At 61.8% G+C, this 20238-nt stretch carries 12 protein-coding genes; 5 read left to right on the top strand and 7 right to left on the bottom strand.

The features are described 5' to 3' along the window. Nucleotides 1–156: 156 nt before the first annotated feature. Nucleotides 157–1191: a hemolysin family protein gene (locus tag DESPR_RS11565; RefSeq protein WP_015724995.1), complete on the bottom strand. Its 1035-nt coding sequence runs from the start codon at nt 1189–1191 to the stop codon at nt 157–159. Nucleotides 1192–1354: 163 nt separating this feature from the next. On the opposite strand from DESPR_RS11565, the gene DESPR_RS11560 reads away from it, so the two are divergent. The 4 genes from DESPR_RS11560 to DESPR_RS11545 all read left to right on the top strand — a co-directional run bounded on the left by DESPR_RS11560 (nt 1355) and on the right by DESPR_RS11545 (nt 6432). Next, nucleotides 1355–2914 (top strand): leucyl aminopeptidase, encoded by a 1560-nt coding sequence (locus tag DESPR_RS11560; protein WP_015724994.1) that lies wholly within the window; start codon nt 1355–1357, stop codon nt 2912–2914. Nucleotides 2915–2965: 51 nt separating this feature from the next. Beyond that, complete coding sequence (fbp, locus tag DESPR_RS11555) at nt 2966–3988, top strand: class 1 fructose-bisphosphatase (RefSeq protein ID WP_015724993.1); 1023 nt, start codon at nt 2966–2968, stop codon at nt 3986–3988. A gap of 239 nt (nt 3989–4227) precedes the next feature. Continuing rightward, nucleotides 4228–5922, top strand: coding sequence for a 2-isopropylmalate synthase (gene leuA / locus DESPR_RS11550; RefSeq protein WP_015724992.1), 1695 nt, complete (start codon nt 4228–4230; stop codon nt 5920–5922). Between the two features lie 3 nt (nt 5923–5925). Continuing rightward, complete coding sequence (locus tag DESPR_RS11545; RefSeq protein WP_015724991.1) at nt 5926–6432, top strand: CreA family protein; 507 nt, start codon at nt 5926–5928, stop codon at nt 6430–6432. A 112-nt stretch (nt 6433–6544) separates the two neighbouring features. Here the strand turns inward: DESPR_RS11545 and DESPR_RS17380 are convergent, their stop codons facing one another. The 6 genes from DESPR_RS17380 to DESPR_RS11515 form a co-directional block, all read right to left on the bottom strand. Then, nucleotides 6545–10333 (bottom strand): PAS domain S-box protein, encoded by a 3789-nt coding sequence (locus DESPR_RS17380; protein ID WP_081458025.1) that lies wholly within the window; start codon nt 10331–10333, stop codon nt 6545–6547. Further along, complete coding sequence (locus DESPR_RS17375) at nt 10317–12026, bottom strand: diguanylate cyclase domain-containing protein (RefSeq protein ID WP_015724989.1); 1710 nt, start codon at nt 12024–12026, stop codon at nt 10317–10319. The genes DESPR_RS17380 and DESPR_RS17375 overlap by 17 nt, the downstream gene beginning before the upstream one ends. 192 nt (nt 12027–12218) lie before the next feature. Then, nucleotides 12219–13367, bottom strand: coding sequence for an ABC transporter substrate-binding protein (locus tag DESPR_RS11530; RefSeq protein ID WP_015724988.1), 1149 nt, complete (start codon nt 13365–13367; stop codon nt 12219–12221). 87 nt (nt 13368–13454) lie between these two features. Next, nucleotides 13455–15782, bottom strand: coding sequence for an ATP-binding protein (locus tag DESPR_RS18790; protein WP_015724987.1), 2328 nt, complete (start codon nt 15780–15782; stop codon nt 13455–13457). Further along, nucleotides 15782–16879 (bottom strand): ABC transporter substrate-binding protein, encoded by a 1098-nt coding sequence (locus DESPR_RS11520; RefSeq protein ID WP_015724986.1) that lies wholly within the window; start codon nt 16877–16879, stop codon nt 15782–15784. The genes DESPR_RS18790 and DESPR_RS11520 overlap by 1 nt, the downstream gene beginning before the upstream one ends. After that, nucleotides 16879–19116: a putative bifunctional diguanylate cyclase/phosphodiesterase gene (locus tag DESPR_RS11515; protein ID WP_015724985.1), complete on the bottom strand. Its 2238-nt coding sequence runs from the start codon at nt 19114–19116 to the stop codon at nt 16879–16881. The genes DESPR_RS11520 and DESPR_RS11515 overlap by 1 nt, the downstream gene beginning before the upstream one ends. A gap of 247 nt (nt 19117–19363) precedes the next feature. Between DESPR_RS11515 and DESPR_RS11510 the strand changes: the two genes are divergently transcribed. Further along, a complete protein-coding gene (locus tag DESPR_RS11510) occupies nt 19364–20215 on the top strand; it encodes a universal stress protein (RefSeq protein WP_015724984.1) in 852 nt (283 codons plus the stop codon). The last annotated feature ends 23 nt before the right edge of the window (nt 20216–20238 follow it).

The raw sequence follows: 20238 nt of genomic DNA, 5'->3' as shown, positions 1-20238 counted from the left end.
GTTGCGGTCAGCGGCGAGAGGGCCGTTGCCTGGCTGATGCGCAAGTCGTGGACGTGTTCCACGACCTCCGGCGCATGCAACCGGCGGCAACCTACCACGAATGGTGACAAATCGCCAGGTTCGGCTGGAGCGAGCCCGCGATTTTTTCGTCAACGGTCAGGCGGTGTGCAGCTTTTTCTTCCTGATCATGGCCAATTCCCGCATGTTGCGCGCCTTGTCCGATTCATCGACAATCTCCCGACCGATGATCTCCTCCAGGATGTCTTCCATGCTGATCACCCCGGTGACGCTGCCGTATTCGTCGACCACTACAAAGAGATGCTGGTAGCGCTCGAAGAAATCGACAAAGATCCGGTCAAGCGGCGCGGTTTCCGGAACAAAATGGACCGGCCGCATGATCTGCGACAGCTTGAGGGTGTCCTGGCCGACCGCCGCCGCCATCAGCACATCCTGACTGAGCACGATCCCCACCACGTTGTCCGGTTCGCTGTCGTAGACCGGCACCCGGCTGTGCATCCGCCATTTGCCCTCCATTCGTCCCGCTTCCTTGATGGTTAGGTTGTGCGAGGCGGAAAACATGACCGTGCGGGGGGTCATTACCTGGCGCACGGTTTTTTCCCCCAACTGAAGGATGTTGGCGATCACTTTCTCCTGATCGGCTTCGATTTCGCCGGATTTCCGGCTCAGGCTGGCGATGGTTTTCAGTTCCTCCGCCGAGATCAGGTGGGGCTTGTGGCTGTTGGGCACCATCCGGGTCATCAGCTGGGCGAGGACGATCAGCGGTTTGAGGACCACGATCATGATGTGGAGGGGCACAACGATGTAAGGCCCCAATTGTCGGGCAAAGGTGACCCCGATGGTCTTGGGCAGGATCTCGGTGAACAGGAGGATGGCGAGGGTGAAGGCGAGGGAAAACCACACCAGACCATTCTGGCCGAACAGGGCGACAGCGGCGGCGCCGGCCACCGAGGCGCCGATGGTGTGGGCCAGGGTGTTGAGGGTGAGGATGGCGGTGATCGGTTGTTCGATGTTTTCCTTGAATTTTCGCATCCGCTCGGCCTGCCGGGGATGGGTTTCGCACAGCAGCTCCACCTGTGGCGCGGACAGGCTCAGGAGGATCGCCTCGAAGAGCGAACAAGTGGTGGACACCAACAGGGCACTGCCCACGGCGAGAATAAAGACAACCAGCACGGGAAACCTCCGCAAGGGCACGATGTTTTTTCCAGGCTGCCTGCCGACAGAGGTTTTGCCGATTGAGGTTCAACCCGGTTTAGTGTATGAAAACCCTACAATAAACAGTTCCCACAGGTTTTGAAAGGATTATGCCGTCATCGCGAAGGAAGGAGTGAGTCCCGTGCACACCGAGGCTGTCACCATTGCGTTGTTTGATCAGGCCCCCAAAGCATTCATCGGCGATTTGCTGGTGTATCTGGTGGAAGAGGAAATTCCCCATCTCGCCGAGGAGAACAGGATTCTCAACCGGGCCCTGCAACAGGTCTGGGAGACCGGTGACTTCAAGGGGGCCAAGGAGCAGGCCGTGCTGCTCTATCCCGCCTTGCTGGAGGCCGGAGAAGACGGAGCGCTAGCCGCCAGGCGGGTACTGTTCGTCGGTTTGGGCAAACAGGACGACGCGATCAATGTCCGCCGGGAGCAGCTGCGGCTGGCCGGAGGCATTGTGGCCAAGCAGGCGGCCGCCGTCAAGGCCAGGGACGTGCTGCTGGTGCTGCCCAAGGACTATCTGCTCGACGCGGTGGAGATCGCCGAATGCTGTGTCGAAGGAATGCTGCTTGGCAACTATCGCTTTGATTTTTATAAAAATCCCAAGGAAGACAAGGACAAGCCCGCCAGGGTGGAGCATTTTTTTCTCCACGACGGAGGGCTTTCGCAGAGCGCGGTGCGCAAGGGGCTGGAGCGGGGCCGGGCACTTGCCGAGGCCACCTGCGCGGCCCGCGACATGGCCAACCAGCCGGGCAATGGCTGGACACCGGCCGAATTTGCCGAATATGCCAAGAAGCTGAGTAAGAGAACCCGCCTCAAGTGCAAGGTGCTCGACAAGGGAGCCATGCACAAACTGGGCATGGGCGGCATTCTCGGTGTCAATCAGGGCTCGGCCCTGCCGCCGCAGCTGGTGATCCTCGAATACCGCACCAACAAGAAACATCCGACCCTGCTGCTGGTGGGCAAGGGGCTGACGTTTGATTCGGGTGGCCTTTGCGCCAAGCCGCCGGCCGGCATGGAGGACATGAAATACGACATGTGCGGCGGCGCGGCCGTGCTGGCCGCCATGCAGGCCATCGCCGAGATCGGCCTCGAAGGGGTCAATGTGGTCGCCCTGATCCCGGCCACCGAAAATCTGTCCGGCTCGGCAGCGCTCAAACCGGGCGACGTTATCCGTCACTTTGGCGGTAAGACCTCGGAGATCATCAATACCGACGCCGAGGGACGACTGATCCTGGCCGATGCCCTGGCTTACGGCATCGAGACCTACCAGCCCGAGGCGGTGATCGACCTGGCCACCCTGACCGGGGCGGTGATCATCGGTCTTGGCCACCATTACACCGGTTTGCTGACCAATAACGATCAATTGGCCGCCCAGCTGATCGAGGCTGGCGCCCAGGTGGCGGAACCACTGTGGCGCCTGCCCCTGGGCCCGGAGTACCGCAAGCAGATCGACTCGCGGGTGGCGGACATCAAGAATGCCGGCAGCGACCGCAGCGCCGGGACCATCACCGCTGCCTGCTATCTGCAGGAATTTGTCGGCGAGACTCCCTGGGCGCATCTGGACATTGCCGGAACCGCTTGGGATTTCACCGAAAAAAGCTATATCCCCAAAGGTCCGTCGGGCACCGGCGTGCGCACCCTGGTGGCCTGCCTGAGCCAATGGAAACCGCTGAAAACCGCTGAAAAAAAATAAGCTGTCACCCGGAGAGGCTCTGCCGCCGGGAGGCGTTGGGAGGAGAACACCATGCTCGCCAAGAGAAAGGGAATCACCGTCAGCCGTCAGATCATGGACGATCAGTTGCTCCATCCGGAGGCCACCGGCGCCCTCACCGGTTTGCTCAACGATCTGGTCGTGGCCGGCAAGATCATCAGTGCCGAGGTCAACATGGCCGGATTGGCCGACATCCTCGGCCAGTCGGGACGCACCAATATCCAGGGCGAGAGCGTGCAGAAGCTCGACGTCTTCGCCAACCAGACCATCAAGCGGCGCATGGAGCAGTGCGGCCATGTGTGCGTCATGGCCTCGGAGGAGGATGACGACGTCATCCCGGTGCTGGACGGCTACGAGGGCAACTACACCATCGCCTTTGATCCGCTCGACGGCTCCTCCAACATCGATGTCAACGTCAGCATCGGCACCATCTTCTCCATTCACCGACGGCTGAGCCCCTCCGGCCAAGGCAATGTGGGCGATCTGCTGCAGCAGGGCAGCAAACAGGTGGCGGCCGGGTACATCATCTACGGCTCGTCCACGGTGATGGTCTACACCACCGGCTCCGGGGTGCATGGCTTTACCCTCGACCCGAGCGTGGGCGAGTTTTTTCTCTCTCACCCCGACATCAAGATCCCGGAGGCTTCGCTTTACTACAGCGTCAACGAGGCCTATGCCAACCAGTGGTTCGACAGTACCCGTGACTACATCAACTACCTGAAGCAGGCCGACGGCGGCAAGGGCCCCTACAGCCTGCGCTACATCGGTTCGCTGGTGGCCGATTTCCATCGCAACCTGATCAAGGGCGGCGTCTTCCTCTACACCCGCGACAAGAAAAGCGGCGAGAAATCCGAGGGCAAGCTGCGCCTGTTGTACGAGGCCGCCCCCCTGGCGATGATCGTCGAGCAGGCCGGTGGGCGGGCGATCACCGATGATGGCCGGCGCATCCTCGATATCGAACCCAAAAGTTTGCATCAACGGGTGCCCTTGATCATCGGCTCCAAACGCGACGTCGATCTGGCGGAGAAATTTCTCCGCGGCGAGATGAAGGGATGAACGGAAGACCGTGTTTTCCTGCTTGACAAATGAAGCTGGGGCTTTAGTATGTGAGCACCATTCAACAAGGATTCCATCATGACACGCTCGCTTGCGCTCCTTCTTCTCCTTAGCCGACTGCACAGGGAAACTGTGGCAGAAGAGGGGGGTGTGTCCTGACGGACTCCACCAAAACTGAACCTTCAAAGCCACGGTTTCCAAACCGTGGCTTTTTTTTTGACCTCTTGACGGAGCACACCATGGATCAGGAAAAATTGAAAAAATATCGTCCCTATCCGCCGGTCCGGCTGACCGACCGCACCTGGCCGGATCAGGTGATCACCTCGGCGCCGATCTGGTGCAGCGTCGATCTGCGTGACGGCAATCAGGCCCTCATCCAGCCGATGAACCTGGAAGAAAAGCTGGAGATGTTCCAACTCCTGGTGCAGATCGGCTTCAAGGAGATCGAGGTCGGCTTTCCCTCAGCCTCGCAGATCGAATACGATTTTCTTCGCCTGCTGATCGACGGCAACCACATCCCCGATGGCGTTGTCCCCCAAGTGCTAACCCAGGCCCGCGAACAGCTGATCAAGAAAACCTTTGCGTCCCTCAAGGGGGCTCGCGAGGCCATTGTCCACCTGTACAACTCCACCTCGACCCTGCAACGCGACGTGGTGTTCAAGATGAATCGCAAGGAGATCATTGAATTGGGCGTGGCCGGAGCACGACTGATCCGCGAGCAGGCCGAACGGACCGAGACCAGGATTCGCTACGAGTATTCTCCGGAGAGTTTCACCGGCACCGAGCTCGATTTTGCCCTGGAGATCTGCGAGGCGATCATGGATGTGTGGGAACCGACCCCGGCGAACCCGGTGATCATCAACCTGCCGGCCACGGTGGAATTGTCGACCCCGAACATCTATGCCGACCAGATCGAGTGGTTCTGCCGCCACATGAAAAATCGTGATTGCGCCCTGATCAGTCTGCATGCCCACAACGACCGGGGCGAGGCGGTGGCGGCCACCGAGCTGGCGTTGATGGCCGGGGCCGATCGGGTGGAGGGCACCCTGTTCGGTAATGGCGAGCGCACCGGCAACGTCGATATCGTCACCCTGGCGCTCAACCTGTTTACCCAGGGGGTTGCCCCGCGGCTTGACTTTTCCCGGATCAACAAGGTGATCAACACCTATGAGCGCTGTACCAAGATGAAGGTCCATCCGCGCCACCCCTATGCGGGCGAATTGGTGTACACGGCCTTTTCCGGTTCGCACCAGGATGCGATCAACAAGGGCATGACCGCCCTGGAACTGACCGAGAGCGGCCTGTGGGAGGTCCCGTATCTGCCGATCGATCCCCAGGACGTCGGCCGCACCTATGAGTCGATCATCCGCATCAACAGCCAGTCGGGCAAGGGCGGGGTGGCCTACATCATGGACCACGAGTTCGGCTTCAAACTGCCCAAGGACATGCGCCCGGGCTTTGGCCGGGTGATCCAGGAGGTATCCGATGCCTACGGTGACGAGCTCACCGCGGAAATGGTGTTTCACACCTTTGAGAAGGAATATCTGCTCAACAGCAACGGCTATCACCTGAAATCGTTCAACGTGCTCAAGCGCCATTTCGACCGCGACGAGGAAAGCTCGATCGCCGAAATCGAGGCGATGGTGGTGGTCAAGGGGGAAGAAAAGGTCATCCGGGCGGCGGGCAACGGACCGCTGGATGCCTTCTGCACCGCCCTGCGCGAGGGACTGGGGCTGCGCTTTGTGCTCCACTCCTACCACGAGCATGCCCTGACTCGCGGCAGTTCCTCCAAGGCGGTGAGCTATATCGAGATCCTCGATCAGGATGACGAGAGCTGGTGGGGTGCGGGCGTCGATACCGACATCATCGTTGCTTCGATCAAATCGCTGCTCAGCGCCCTCAACCGCTCGGCGGCAAAAAACAAGAAGGAGTAGGCCATGCGCAACTGGCGAGCAATAACCGTGGGATGTGTTCTGTCTCTGATGGTGGTGGTACCGGCAATGGCCGAGGAGATCGGCCAGGTCAGCACCACCTTCAAGTTTCTCGGCGCCAACGACAAGATCGTGATCGAGGCCTTTGACGATCCCGATATCAGCGGCGCCACCTGCTATGTCAGCCGCGCCAAGACCGGCGGCGTCAAGGGCGCGATCGGTGTGGCCGAGGATACCTCGGACGCCTCGATCTCCTGCCGCCAAACCGGGCCGATCACCCTGCCGGAATCGGTGGCCTCGGGCAAGGACGACGGCAAGGAGGTCTTCAAGAAGTCGGCCTCGCTGCTGTTCAAGAAGGTGCAGGTGGTGCGCTTTTTCGACAAGAAGCGTTCCACCTTGGTCTATCTCACCTACAGCGACCGGATCATCGAGGGATCGCCGAAGAATTCGCTCTCCACCATCGTCCTCCCCCAGGCCATTCAGGGCAAAGGGGCAACGGCACTAGGCAACTGAAGATTGCGGCGGACGCCAACGGTTCCGTTGTTCGCCGCCGCAGGTTACACCGGGGATGCCCACTCGCATCCCCGGTGTTTTTTTTCGCGCCGGTGGATGTTCGCTCGTTTTCCTAGGGCTGGGGTTCGTCCAGCACCGTCCGGATCTTGGTGGCCAGTTCCTGGAGAGAAAACGGTTTCTGAATGAAATTGAGTCCCTCGTCCAGGATGCCGCGATGGGCGATGACGTTGGAGGTATAGCCGGACATGAACAGATGGCGCATGGCCGGCCGGACCGTTTGCAACCGCTCGGCCAGTTCCCGGCCATTCATTTCCGGCATGACCACGTCGGTGAGAAAGAGGTCGATGCGTGCGGACGGATCTTGGGCCAGGCGCAACGCCTCGCTCGGCGTGGCCGCCGGAAGCACCGTGTACCCCAGATGGTGGAGCATCATCGTGCTCATATCCAGCAAGGTGGGATCGTCCTCGACAAGGAGGATGGTTTCGCCCCGGCTGATCGGGATGTCCACGGGACCTGCCTGCGCTGTCTCCTCGGCGCGATCGTCCTGGTACGGCAGGTGGACAGTGAAGGTGGTTCCCGTTCCCGGCTCGCTTGCGGCGGTGATGAACCCCTCGTTCTGGGTAACGATGCCGTAGACGGTGGCGAGGCCGAGCCCCGTGCCCTGTCCCAGTTCCTTGGTGGTGAAAAACGGTTCAAAAATGTGGTCCATGGTCGCCTTGTCCATGCCGCAGCCATCGTCGCTGACGGCCAGGAGCACGTATTCGCCGGGAGCAGCCGAGGCCTGGGCCCGGCAAAAGGTCTCGTCCAGGGAGACGGTGGCGGTTTTGATGGTGATCGTGCCGATATTCTCGCCAATGGCGTCGCGGGCATTGACACACAGGTTGGCCAGGAGTTGATCCAACTGGGTGGGATCGATCCTGACCGTGCAGGGCAGCGGTCCCGGCAGCCAGGCCAGGGTGATGTTTTCGCCGATCAGTCGCCGGAGCATTTTCAGCATGCCTGCCACCGATTCGTTCAGATCCAGGATCACCGGCGCCACGGTCTGCTTGCGGGCAAAGGCCAGCAGCTGGCGGGTCAGGGCGGCGGAACGCTCGGCCGCGTCGAGAATCCTCTGCAGGTTGCGGCGCAGCGGGTCGGTTTGCTCCATCGTGCCCAGGGTGAGTTCGGTGTAGCCGATGATCGCTCCCAGCATGTTGTTGAAATCATGGGCCACGCCTCCGGCGAGGATACCGACCGCTTCCAGCTTTTGCGATTGCATCAGCTGTTCTTGGAGCTTCCCCCGTTCCTCTTCCGCCCGTTTGCGGTCGGTGATATCCCGGGCGATCAAGACAACCCGGTCCGCTGCCAGCGGCGCGACGATGGCCGCGAACCACAGATCCCGTCCGTCAACCACCGGGACGGTGTAGTCGAGGAAGACCCGTTTGCCGTTGTCAAGCACCGTGCGGATCGCGGCCAGGAACTCGGCGGCCTTTTCCGGCGGGAACACCTCGGCCAGCGTTTTGCCCAGCAATCCTTCGGGTGGGCGGCACAGCAACGAGGGGTCGGTGGGGGCGATTTCAAGATAGCGGCCATTCGCGTCCAGCACGAGGATCACATCCTGCATGGCGGCGAACAGGGAACGGAGTTTTGCCTCCGAGGCCCGTAGCGCCTCCTCGGCTTGCCTGCGCGCGCTCAGATCGTCAAGGGCCATGACAACATGGGGTTGGCCATTGAGCTCAAACGGTTCGATGCTGAAACGCAGCCAGAGGCGTTTGGCCGAACCGGGGACGTCGAGCACGGCCTCGGCTTCCCGGTCGCGAGCGGGTGTGCTGCCGGTTATGGTTTCCCTGATGGCTCGCGAAAAGACGCAGTTGACGCAGTCAGGGGCATGGCCGCAGCCTTGGGGATGAACGAGGCGGTTCGGGCAGCGGAGCAGGTCGCCCCAGGTGCCGCCCCGCCACTGCCCGGAGGTCAGCGCGAACAGCCGTTCAACGGCCCGGTTGGCGTCAACCACCCTGCCGCCGCTGTCGAACACCAGCACTGCCACCGGCGAGGCATGGACAATGGCCCGCAGATTGGTGCGCTCGCGATCCAAGACTTCCTCGGCCCGCTTGTGTTCGGTGATGTCGAAAAAGGAGACGTGCAGCACTTCGCCGATGCTGGCGGCGCCGATGAGCATGATGCGTTCTATGCCGTCCTTGCAGGTAACCCGGAATTCACCGGATATCATCCCGAACTCGCCGTGCAAGGCCTGTTGGGCCACGGTCTGCCAGTGCTGCCGGACCTCATGCCGGTACTGCGGGTCGGGATAGGCCAGCAGCCACCATTGCTCCAGGGTGGGCAGATCGGCAAGGGTATAGCCGAGGATTTGGGTAAAACGATCGTTCACCATCAGGATGCGGCCATCCCGGGAGGCACTGGCAAGCGGTACCGGCGCCATGGCAAACAGCGAGCGGAAACGGGCCTCGCTGCGGCGCATCGCCTCCTGCGCCTTTTTCAGTTCCTCGATATCGATGTCCAGGCCGATGAGACGGGAAGGCTGCCCCTGCTCGTCCCATGCCACGGCTTTGCCCTTGGACAGCACCCATCGCCAATCGCCGCTGGCGCTGCGCAGGCGGAATTCGATTTCAAACAGCCCCTTGCCCCCCGAACGGAGGTAGTCTCTGTAGGCATCCCGTAGATGCGGCATGTCCTCGGGATGGATCATGACCTGCCAGGTATCCAGAGCCACAAAGTGATCGGCCGTGTTGGCGCTGTCGGGAAAACAATGCCCTGCGGCGCCGAGATGGAGGATGCCGCGGGATGGCTGCAGATCCCAGACCGCCGCTTGGGTGGTATCAATGGCCAGCTGGAGGAGTTCGGCCTGTTCCAGGATCTTTTGTTGCGCGGTTTTCAGGCTGTCAACCTGCTGGTTGAGGCGACGTTTGAGCACATAGCTGATCCCTGCCAGCCCAAGGAGCAGCATGATGGTAAAGCAACCGATCAACCACAACAGGCGGCGGGTTTCCGGAGAGAGGCTGTCGGTGCGCAGTGAAATCCAGCGCCGCCGCACCTGTTCAAGTTCGGCTGGGGGAACCGCTGCCAATGCCTTTTGAATAGAGCTGTAGAGCAAGGGGTATGAACGGTTTACCCCGATGCTCAAGGCAAAGACATAATCGGTGTTCCCGGCCACCCGCAGGTTGGGCAGTCCGTCCTGTTCGATCGAGTAGGCAGCCACGGCAAGATTTTCCGCGAAGGCATCCAACTCACCGAACGACAGCTTGCGCAACCCTTCGGCAACATTGGCCACGGGCACCACCTCGAAGCGGCCCTGGGCCAGATCGCGCAGGTAGTGTTCGGTCACAAAGCCGGAAACCGCACCGAGGCGCCGGCCGGGCAGGGCGTTGAGGCTGATGGTGTCGTGGATCGCCCGGGTGGTGATGAGGACCACCGGCACCGTGGCGTACGGGGCGGTGAACAGGGCGTACCGCTCCCGCTCAGCGGTGCGGACGATGGTTGGCGCGACCGCGCATTCCCCGCTTGCCAGGGCGGCAAGCAGTTGGTTCCAGGTTTGGGCAGGGCGCTTGATAAAGCGGATGCCGAGCTGTTTTTCCACCAGGGCGATGAGGTCCGCGCCCATGCCGGTGAACTCGCCCGAGGTCGAGGCAAATTCGATGGGCGGAAAATCGGTGCTGAAATAGAGGGTCAGCTTGTCAGGATTGTGCGCCAGCCAGGCCCGCTCTTCGGCGGTGAGGCCAACTCCTGGCGGATCTCCTGCGGACGCGGGAGATCCCGACAGACAAACGGACAACGCCAGGACGAGGAGAAGTGGATGGACAAGCCCACCCTTCCCCGGGAGGCGTTTACCGGAAGCGCTGCTGGTTTGTCCCGTGGCGGGCAGTCCGGTCATCGACGTCAACGATGCGTCATTGCCTGGATTCATGGGATGTTTTTTCCCCTCTGCCGGAACGGTGCGTTTCCGGCTTGCTGTCGTCGGGAGCACCGAGGTGGCGCCGAGACGGGACAGGCTCGAAGACTGCCCTGTTGCGGCCTTGCTGTTTGGCCTGATACAGCGCCTTGTCGGCCAGTGCGAGAAATTCGTGCATCGCGCCGTCTTCGCGTTCAACCGGCGGCACCGTGGTCACCACGCCGAGACTGATCGACACAAACGGCGACACCTGGGAGGCGCGGTGTTCGATTGCCAGCGCCTGCACCGCCGAGCGCACCCGTTCGGCCAGGAGCATGGCGCCCTCTGCCGAGGTGTTGGGCAGGACCAGGACAAACTCCTCGCCGCCGTAGCGGGCCGCCAAGTCTGACGGCCGGTGGACCTGTTGCTGGAGGGAACTCGCCACCCTGATCAGACACTGGTCCCCCTGGAGATGACCGTAGGTGTCATTGTAGCCCTTGAAAAAATCCACATCCAGCAGAATCAGGGAAAGAGGGGTCTGGTCGCGCATGGCCCGGCGCCATTCCTTTTTGATATTCAGGTCGAACATGCGGCGATTGGCGATCCCGGTCAAGCCGTCGAGCATGGACAGCCAGATCAGCTGCTCGTTGGCCTCCTTGAGATCCTTGGTCCGCTGGCTGATGGTCTGGACCATGGTGTCGAGACTGTGGGCGAGCCTGCCGATTTCGTCGTTCCGCTCGAGATCGAGAAGCAGGCGATGCTCTTCCCCCTGTTCCAGCCTGATCGCGTGTTCGGTCAGACGTTGCACCGGTCGGAGGATCACCTGGTGAAGCACGGCGCTGAGGATAAGGAGGATGATCAGCCCGGAGACGACCACCAAAGCGGAGGCGTATCGCATGCTGGCAATGCCCTTGCGGGTGATGTCGCGCGGCAGCAGGAACCGCAGGCCGAAAAGGGGCGCTCCGGCGTCGTCCCGGTATATGCCGCAGATTCTGAGAGAATTGCCGCCGCCCAGGACCATTTCGGTCAGGGAGGAGTGCTTCAGGGCCTCGATACTCTCGATATCGCACTGGGAGGGAATTTCCGCGGGGGGATAGACGATGTCGAACCCTATGCGGGTCTGCTCCCGCAGGAGCTGCTGCATCGATGCGTCGAGGAAGATGCCCATGATCAGATATCCCCTGGCCGGGCCGTTGCCGTCGGACTGGAGAATCTCCCGGGTGGCGAACAGCAGCGAGCCGAAGGGAGAGTTGAAGACTCCCGAAGCGCCTTTTTGTCCGTCGGCGATGGGGTGCACGGCAAGCAGGGGATGGTGCGGCGCGATTCGGCCGCTGGCGAGAAAATCAAAGGCAAGCGGCTGCCGGTTGAGCGAGTCGACCGCGTAGCGCCAGACGATGGTGCCGTCGGTTCCGCAGTACACCAGGAGATTGAGATGGTCGGCCTCCAGGGTTTCCTCGTTCAAATTGCTGGCAATGAAGGTTTTGGACTGGTTGGCCATGAAGGCGTAGGAATCATCCCAGACCGCCCAATCGCCGCAGAGCTTGTTCAGGTGGGCTATTTCCCGGTCGATGGCGTGAATGATCCGCTTGAGATGCTCACCGGCCTCCTTCTGCTCCAGTTCCAGGAAGCTGGGGTAGATGATGGATCGTTGGATGAAAAAGTTCACTCCGACCAGGAGCGCGAACACCGCCACGATGATGAGGAACACTTTGCTGCGGATGGATGTCATCGGTCTACCTTCTTCCTGTCTGGGCGCCGTGTTCTGGCGCGGTTTCCTCCCCGGCGGCGGGGATCGCAGGCTACAGCCCGTCCCCGGATACCCTTGGTTGCCGCTGGGTTCAGCTTTCTGGTCCCCTCATAAGCGAAAGCGGAAATTCGGTCAATACGCGTTGCGGGGATTGGCGAATAAAGCGATCAGACCTTATTCGATCACCACAAATTGGCCGTTTTTCACCACGCTCATCGACACATGCGCTCGGCGGACATCGCCAAAATCGTCGAAAGAAAAGTGGCTTTGCACGCCCTTGAATTCACGAATCGTTAGCAGGGCTTCTTTCAGACTCTGCCCCCTTTTCCGCCGGGAGAGCGCCTCAAGGATCACGTTGGCCGAGTCAAAGGCATAGACGCCGGGGAAGCCTGGTTCCCGTTTGAATCGGTCGAGATAGGTCTTGCGATAGTGGACATAGGACGGATGACTGCTGTTGCGGTCAAAGGTCTGGACCACGGTCACGCCCTCGACCGCCCGGCCGCCCAGTTCCAGGAGCCGTTCGGTGGCGCCCCAGTCCGCCAGGGTGATCGGCAGCTTGTTGTTGAGCTTGCGAATCTGCTGGCAGAGCAGGGCCGAATCCATGGAGTTGGCGATGATCAGGATACCGTCGATGGGGTTGGTCAGTAGGTCCTTGGCCAGATCCATAGAGGAGGTATCTTTTCCGGAAAGGAAGGTCTTCTGGGCGACGATGCTTCCGCCGCCCTCCTCGAAGGCCTGACGGAACTGACGGAGCCAGTTTTCGGTGAAGGTGCGGTTGCCGAGGTCGTAGATCACCCCCACGCGGCGCATCCGTTTTTCCCTTAACTGAAAGCGGGCGTTGGTGGTGGCGAATATGCGGGTGGTGGAGGTCACCCGAAAAAAATAATCGTCCTTGCCGGTGAGTTCCTCGGTGGTGACGGTGGGGCTGACTGTCACGATCCGCTGCCGGTTGACCACCGGAGTCACCGCCAGGCCCATGTCGCTCGTCATCGGCCCGATGATCGCCTCCACGCCCCGGGCGGCGAGCTCCTCCACCGCCTTGCGGGCGGTTTCCGGATCCTGGGCGTCATCCTTGATCAGCAGTTCGATCGATCTTCCCGAGATGCCACCCTGTTGATTGCACCGCTCGATGGCCAGCTGCGCCCCGTCGCGGCCGGCAATGCCGGGATCGGCCCCCCTGCCGGAGGTGCCGCCGATAAAACCGATTCGGATCGGTTCCGGAGGGGAACAGGCCGTGCCGGCCAGCACGAGCGACAGCACGACCAGAAAAGCGCCGATACCTCTTCCCGGTTTGCCCTGCAACCAGAAGTTTGCCTTGTTCATCAACGTCCTCCGAGGCCCGGCGGGAAAAGATTGCGGCCAGAAGGCAATGGTCCGCGCGGGCATTGAAGAATATTCCCCATCCTTGCGCTACTGGGGCAAGGGCAGGCCATAGTGCATGGCTGTTTCCGTGGTTGCCTGGGGCGCGTTGGCCGGCAGGCGCAGGGTGAACACCGTACCCTGGCCCTCGACACTGTCGACCGTCAGGGTGCCGCCAAGAATGTTGGTGACCGCGTTGTAGGCGATATGCAGGCCCAGGCCCGTGCCGCCGCTGCTCATCCGTGTGGTCACGAAGGGATCGAAGATGCGGTTGATCATCTCGGCGGCAATGCCCTTGCCGTCATCGTGAACCCGCAGGACGATGCGGCCGTCGGCGTCCTGTTCGGCCTGGATATCGACACAGCCGTGCGGCCGTCCGTCAAATCCATGGAGGACCGCGTTGTTGATCAGGTTCGAGAGGACCTGGCCCAGGGGGCCAGGATAGCTGTCCATGGTCAGGCCGCTGGGAATGGCGGTTTTGATCACATAGGGGGTGCGCTTCAAGGACGGCTTGAGGGTGGTGACGATTTCATCGATCACCTCGTGCACGGCAAAACTGCGGCGCTGGCAGCTGGTCTGATCCACGGCCACCTGCTTGAAATTGGCAAGCAGATCGGCGGCCCGATGGAGGTTGCGGGAAGCGATGTCGGTGGCCTGATCGATATTGGCCAACAGGGCTTCGAGATCCGAGCGGCGGATGCCCTGGGCCGAGGCGTGGCGAAAGGCGCGCGCCTGATCGGCAAGGGTGGTGACCGCGATCAGGCCGTTACCGATGGGCGTGTTCATTTCGTGGGCGACACCGGCGACCAGATTGCCCAGGGCCGCCATTTTTTCAGCGCGCACCAGTTCGCGCTGGGTCATCCGCAGGTCGGCCAGAGCCTGGGACAGCTCCTTGTTGCTGCGCGACAGGTCCTCGGTCCGCTGGATCACCCGTTGTTCCAACTCCTGGTTCAGTTGCCGCAGTTCATGGTCCATTCGTCTGATTTCGGTGACATCCTCAAAGGTCCAGACCACCATTTTCCGTCCGGTGATGTCAAACTGGGCGGTGGAGAGACGGCAGAGCAGGGGATGGCCGGCGGCATGGAGCAGCCAAACCTCCTCCAGCACCGGTGTGTCCACGGCCTGGGCAAACAGCCGGTCACGCACCTGGGACGATTGCCAGAAGCGGACCTCGACTCCTTTCTTGCCGAGAATCTGCTCGCGGGTCCAGCCGAAGAGGGCGCACCAGGCCCGGTTGACATCCGAGGCGGTGCAGTCGGCATCGGTTTCGCTGACCAGCATCGCCGTGGGCGAGGTGTGGAAGATGGTCGAAAAACGTTGTTCCCGTTCACGAATGGCCACGGCCATGGTTTCCAGGTGGGTGGACAGATCGTTGAGTTCACGGATGTGCCCTCGCGGCCAAGCGCCATCATCCCGCCCTTCGGCAACCTGTCGGGCCTGAGTGATGATGCTGGCCAGGGGGGTGAGGAGCTGCCGGGCCCAGAAGGGCGTCAGGAAGGTTCCGATCAGGATCGCGGTCAGAAAGGCGGCGGCAACGATCACCAGGATCATCCGGATTTTCGGGTTGTGCCAGCCGCTCGGCGCCGTGGCGATGAAAAACCACTTGAGCGCCGGTGATTGCGCCAGGCCGGCAAAATAGCGCCGTCCCATGTATTCGAAAAATTCCGGCAGCCGGGTGTTGTGGATCGCTGCCTGCAACAAGGGGTGGCCCAGGAGATTGAACGACCCCGTGGCCGACTGGTCGCCGGTGGCGGTGATAACCTCGCCCCGCCGGTCAACGATCCAGAACGGCGAAGTCTGTTCACCGGCCACGATGCGCGCCGTGTCGAGAAAGTAGGAAGGGGGGATCTCGGCGATGAGCACATGGTCCGCTCCGGCAACCATGCCCAACCCGACGGTGATGCTGCCCGACATGCAGGAGAGATAGTTGTCGCTCCAGTTGAGCTGTCCGTCGCCGATCACCGCCCGGAAAAGAGGATTGGCCGACAGGTCGATGCCATGGGTATCCTGCCTCTGCGACCGCAAGTCGGGGCCCACGCCGGCCGCGACGATGGTGCCTTGGCGCGCAACCAGATACATGGCGGTGAAAGCCGGCGCCGATTCCACGGCTTGGTCAAGGAAGTCTTCCCGCTGGTCGAGCGGGATCCGGGCCAATGCGTCGCGGACCAGAGCGAGACGGGTCTCCAGGCCGCCGAGCAGCAGTTCCATCCGTCCGACCAGCTCGCCGGCCTGCTGGCGGACGGCGGCCCGGGATTCCTGCTCGATCATCGGAATACGGATCAGCAGGATCAGGCTGCCGACAATGAAGATGGTGGTCACCGTGGTGACCGAGAGAACGAAGATGACAAAGGTGCCTAGCCGCCAGGGTTTGTGTGCCATCAGCGCACCAGGACGAAACGGCCGTTTTGGATACGGGTGAAATACACCTGCCGAGTGGTGTCGCCGTAAGGAGTAAACTCGATCTGCTGTTGGAGGAGCTGGTAGGGGCCGCATCGCAACAGGGCCGCCTTCAAGGGCTCGTTGGGCTGACGTCGTTCCATGGCGGTGAAGAACACGGTGGCCGCGTCATAGGTGGCCACCGCAGTGTATCCCGGCTCTTGGTGAAAGCGCTGGCGATAGGCTTCTACAAAGGCCGTGAAACGGGGCGAGGTATCGGCCCGGTTGTGCGACTGGGCGATGAGCAACCCCTCCACGGCCTTGCCACCCAATTCGAGCAACTGCTCGCTGGCGGCCCATTCAACGGCGGTCAGCGGGATAGCCGGGGCATGTTTGCGCGCCTGTTGCGCGAGACGGGCCACATCGATGGCGTTGGCAATGAACAGCAGTCCCTGGGGGTGACTGGCGAGCAGCTGGCGGCTCACCTCGCCAAAGGCGGTATCGGCCGACGAGGCAAAACTGACGGCGCTGCTGATCGTACCGCCCCGTTCCTGGAATGCCCGGCGGAATTCGTGCAGCCAGCTTTCGGTGAACGAGCGGTTCCGGATGTCATAGGCGATCGCCACCCGCCGCTGGCCGTCGGCGAGCATTTCCCGCGAATACTCCTCGGCATTGTCGCGGGTGGTTCGGTTGAGCCGGAAAAACATGTCGTCCTTGCCGACAAACTGCAGCGAGGTGATCACCGGACTGAGGAGCACGACATTCGATTGGTTGACGACGGGCAGAACCGCCTCGGCCATGGAGCTGGTGAGCGGGCCGAGGATGATGCTCGGTCGGGCGGCGATCAATTCGTTGATGGCCTGGACCGCCTTGACAGGGTCCTGGCCATCGTCGGCGGCGACCATTTCAATTTTCCGTCCCTGGATGCCGCCTTGGGCGTTGCGCTGCTCGATGGCCAGAAGCAGGCCGTTGCGCGCGCCCTCGCCGGTGTCGCTGGTGCGGCTGGACAGCCCGGCGATCAGGCCGATGCGGATCGGCTCCCGCGGGCCGCAGGCGTAGAGGCAGAGGACACAGAGCGCAAGAACCCGCACAAACGGCATCACGGCCGCCCTCCCTGCCAGTTGGCCAGCCAGACAAGCAGTTCGTTGAGGGGCATGGGCTTGGCGTACAGATACCCCTGCGCCTCGTTGCAGCCGATGTTTTTCAGGATGACCGCCTGTTCCGGATCTTCGACGCCCTCGGCAAGCACGGTGATTCCCAGGGTATGGCCGAGGGAGACGATCATTTCGGCAATTCGTGCTCCAGTGCGGCTGTCGTCGAGGGGCGCGACAAAACTGCGGTCAATCTTGAGCCGATCCACCGGCAGCCGATCCAGATAGGAGAGGGAGGAAAACCCGGTGCCGAAGTCGTCGATGGCCACGTCGATATGGCGTTCCTTGATTGCCTTGAGCAGCGAGACGACCTGGGCCATGCCCATGATGGCCACTGATTCGGTGATCTCCAGTTCCAGGTGGGCCGGGTCGGCGTTGCTGTCGACCAGGATGTGGTCGAGCATGTCGAGCATCGCCGGATGCTTGCACTGGACCAGGGACACATTGACCGCCATGCGCAGATCCGCATAGCCCGCATCGCGGATGACCTTCCAGGCCTCCAGGGCGGAGCGCAAAACCCATTCACCGAGGGTGACGATCAGTCCGGATCGCTCGGCCACCGGGATGAATCGTCCCGGCGGCACCAGGGCGCCGTCTGCCGTCCGCCAGCGGAGCAGGGCTTCAAGACCGGTGACCTCGTTGGTGAACAGGTTGATCTGCGGCTGATAGACGAGAAAAAACCGTTGGTCGGCAAAGGCATGGTAGATGCCCTGGAGCAGGCCCATGTGCTCCTTGGTTTCCTGGCCGATCGCCGGGGTATAGGTTTCGGCCAGGCCCTGGCCCTTGGACTTGGCCCGCTTGAGGGCGATGGAGGCATTCTTGAGCACTTCCTGGCCGTCGGTTTCGTCGCTGATCGGCGCAAACCCCATGGACACCGAGACCGGTCGGGCCACCCCTTCGATGGTGAAAGGAGGCGTGAAGAGCGCGATCAGGCGCTCGGGGTTGATTTGCCGCCGATCGCCGAGCAGAGCGAAGGTATCGCCAGCCACCCGGGCGATGGTGTGGCCGGTGTTGAGATGCTCGCGCAGCCGGGCGGCGATGGCCGCCAAAAGAAGGTCGCCGTACGCATGGCCGAACATGTCGTTGGTTTCGGCGAAATGATCGATATCGATCAGGGCGACGGCGCTGGCTCCGTGGCGGCGATCGCCGAGCCGGGCGCTGAGTTGCTGGACAAAGGCGGTCCGGTTGGGCAGGCCGAGCATGGTGTCGACAAAGGCCAGGTCGTGCAGCCGGTCGACCAGCTGCACATTCTGCGCGCAGAGGGCGATGTTGGTGCAAAAGACCTGCAACAGATGACGGTCGATCTCGTCCAGGAGCTGGGGCGAGTCGACAAAGGCGGCATATCCCGCTTCATCCCGCCCCGAAAAGTAGAAGCTCAGGCTGTGGTCGCCGATCAGGTTGCGACGTTCGTTGAGGCAGCGGGTCAGATCGGCGATGATCCGTTCGTTGCCGATATCCGCCAGCGGATGTTGGATGAGGTGACGGTAGCAGCCGGCCGCGGCGATGATTTTGAGCTGCTGCGGATCGTTGTCCGAGGACGCATGGCCCTTGCTGGCGCAGACCAGCCCTTCGGGCCGGATGTCGATGAGGCTGGCGATCTGCATGATGATGCCTTCGGCAAAGCTGGTCAATCCCCGTTCGGCGATCAATTGATTGCTGGCCTCGATGATCTGTTCGAGGCCGCGCCGGTTGGCGTCCATGCGGCTCAACTGGTGGTAGGCGCGGATGGCGGTGGTCAGGGTGGTATACAGTTTGGTCCGGGTCAGCTCGCTCTTGGTTTTGTAATCGTTGATGTCATAGCGCTGGATGGTTTCGATTTCCGGCGCGTGGCCGGGTTGCCCGGTGCGGAGGATGATGCGGATGTTGCGCAGGTTGAGATCGTTGCGGATGGCGTCCACGGCGCGCAGGCCGGAGTCGTCGGTTTCCATGACCACATCGAGCAGGATCACGGCAATATTGTCTTCCCGGACCAGCAGGCGCAGCGCCTCCTCGCTGGACGAGGCATGGAGCAGCTGGAGGGTTCGACCTTCGATGGTCAGCCCCTGCAGGGCAAAGGTGGTGCTTTCATGCACATCAACGTCGTCATCGACGATCAGGACCTTCCAGGGCGGCATGGAACAATGTTCGGCCTTCCCGGTTTGTTGCGGAACATCCTCGATCAATTCGATGAACTCATCGTTGTGCATGGGTTTCTCCCGTTGAACGCAGGGCTGGACGATGGCGGCGGAACAGGACGGCTGTCAAAATGATTATTATTTCAGCATAGAACCGAAAAAGAAACAAACGAAAAACGTGCTTTGACGCCAAGGCGTTGGCGGCGGGAACGGTCTGGCCGGGAGGGTGAACCTGTTCGCCATGACGGGCCGCTTGTCTTGGCGCGGCAACGATGGTAGTTTGGAAGGCAGTGTTCATCCACCAGCCAAAGGAGGTTCCATGGAATGTTCTGGTACCAGTCTGCTCGGTGAGGCCAAGACCCTGCTCGTGGCGACCGACGGATCCCCCTTCAGCGAGGGAGCCGTCCGCGAAGCCCTTTTCTTTGGTCAGGCCTGCCATGCCCGGGTGATCGTCCTCCATGTGGTGCACACCCAGGTCGAGTCGATCAATGCCGCCCATTTCGCTGTTCGTCAGGGACAGCAGGATTTGACCCCCCATCTGGAACGTATCCGCGTCATGGCCCAGGACAGCGGGGTGGCCGTCGAGGTGGTGGTGATCGGCTCGAGCACGCCGGAGAAGGCCATTGTCGACCAGGCCCGCTTGCGGCAGGCCGATGTCATTGTCATGGGCCGTCACGGCAAGAGCGGCCGCCTATCGCTGTTGGTGGGTAAGATGACCGCCAAGGTCATCGCCCAGGGATTCCCCCGGGTGCTGGTGGCTCCCAGGGACTGCACCATCAACGGTTCCCGGATCTTGCTGGCCGCCAACGATTCAGCCAACGGCCGGCGGGCCGTCGAGGAGGCCCTCGGTCTGAGTCGCGCCTGCGCTGGCCTGGAACGATTGACCGTGTTGACGGTGGCCGGCCGGGAAGAGGACCGTCCCCAGGCTGAGGCGTTGGTTGCCGAGATCTGCGGCCAGGCCCGCCGGCAAGGACTGCGGATTCCGTGGGAACCCCTGGTAGCGGTGGGCGATCCGGCTGCATGCATTGTCGAGGCCGCGCAGGTACAGCACGTGGACATGATCCTCATCGGCGGCCGCGGCCGGGGGGGCGTGGCCAAGCTGCTGAAGGGGCATGTGACCGAGAAGGTGATCGGTCAAGCCAGTTGCGCGGTGTTGGTGGTTTCCGCCTAGGCGGACGCGCCGCCAAACGAAGC

Source organism: Desulfobulbus propionicus DSM 2032 (assembly GCF_000186885.1).
In the GTDB taxonomy this organism is placed as follows: Bacteria; Desulfobacterota; Desulfobulbia; order Desulfobulbales; family Desulfobulbaceae; genus Desulfobulbus; species Desulfobulbus propionicus.
The sequence above is the reverse complement of the archived record's forward strand: the minus strand, read 5'-3'. Positions and strand labels throughout refer to the sequence as shown.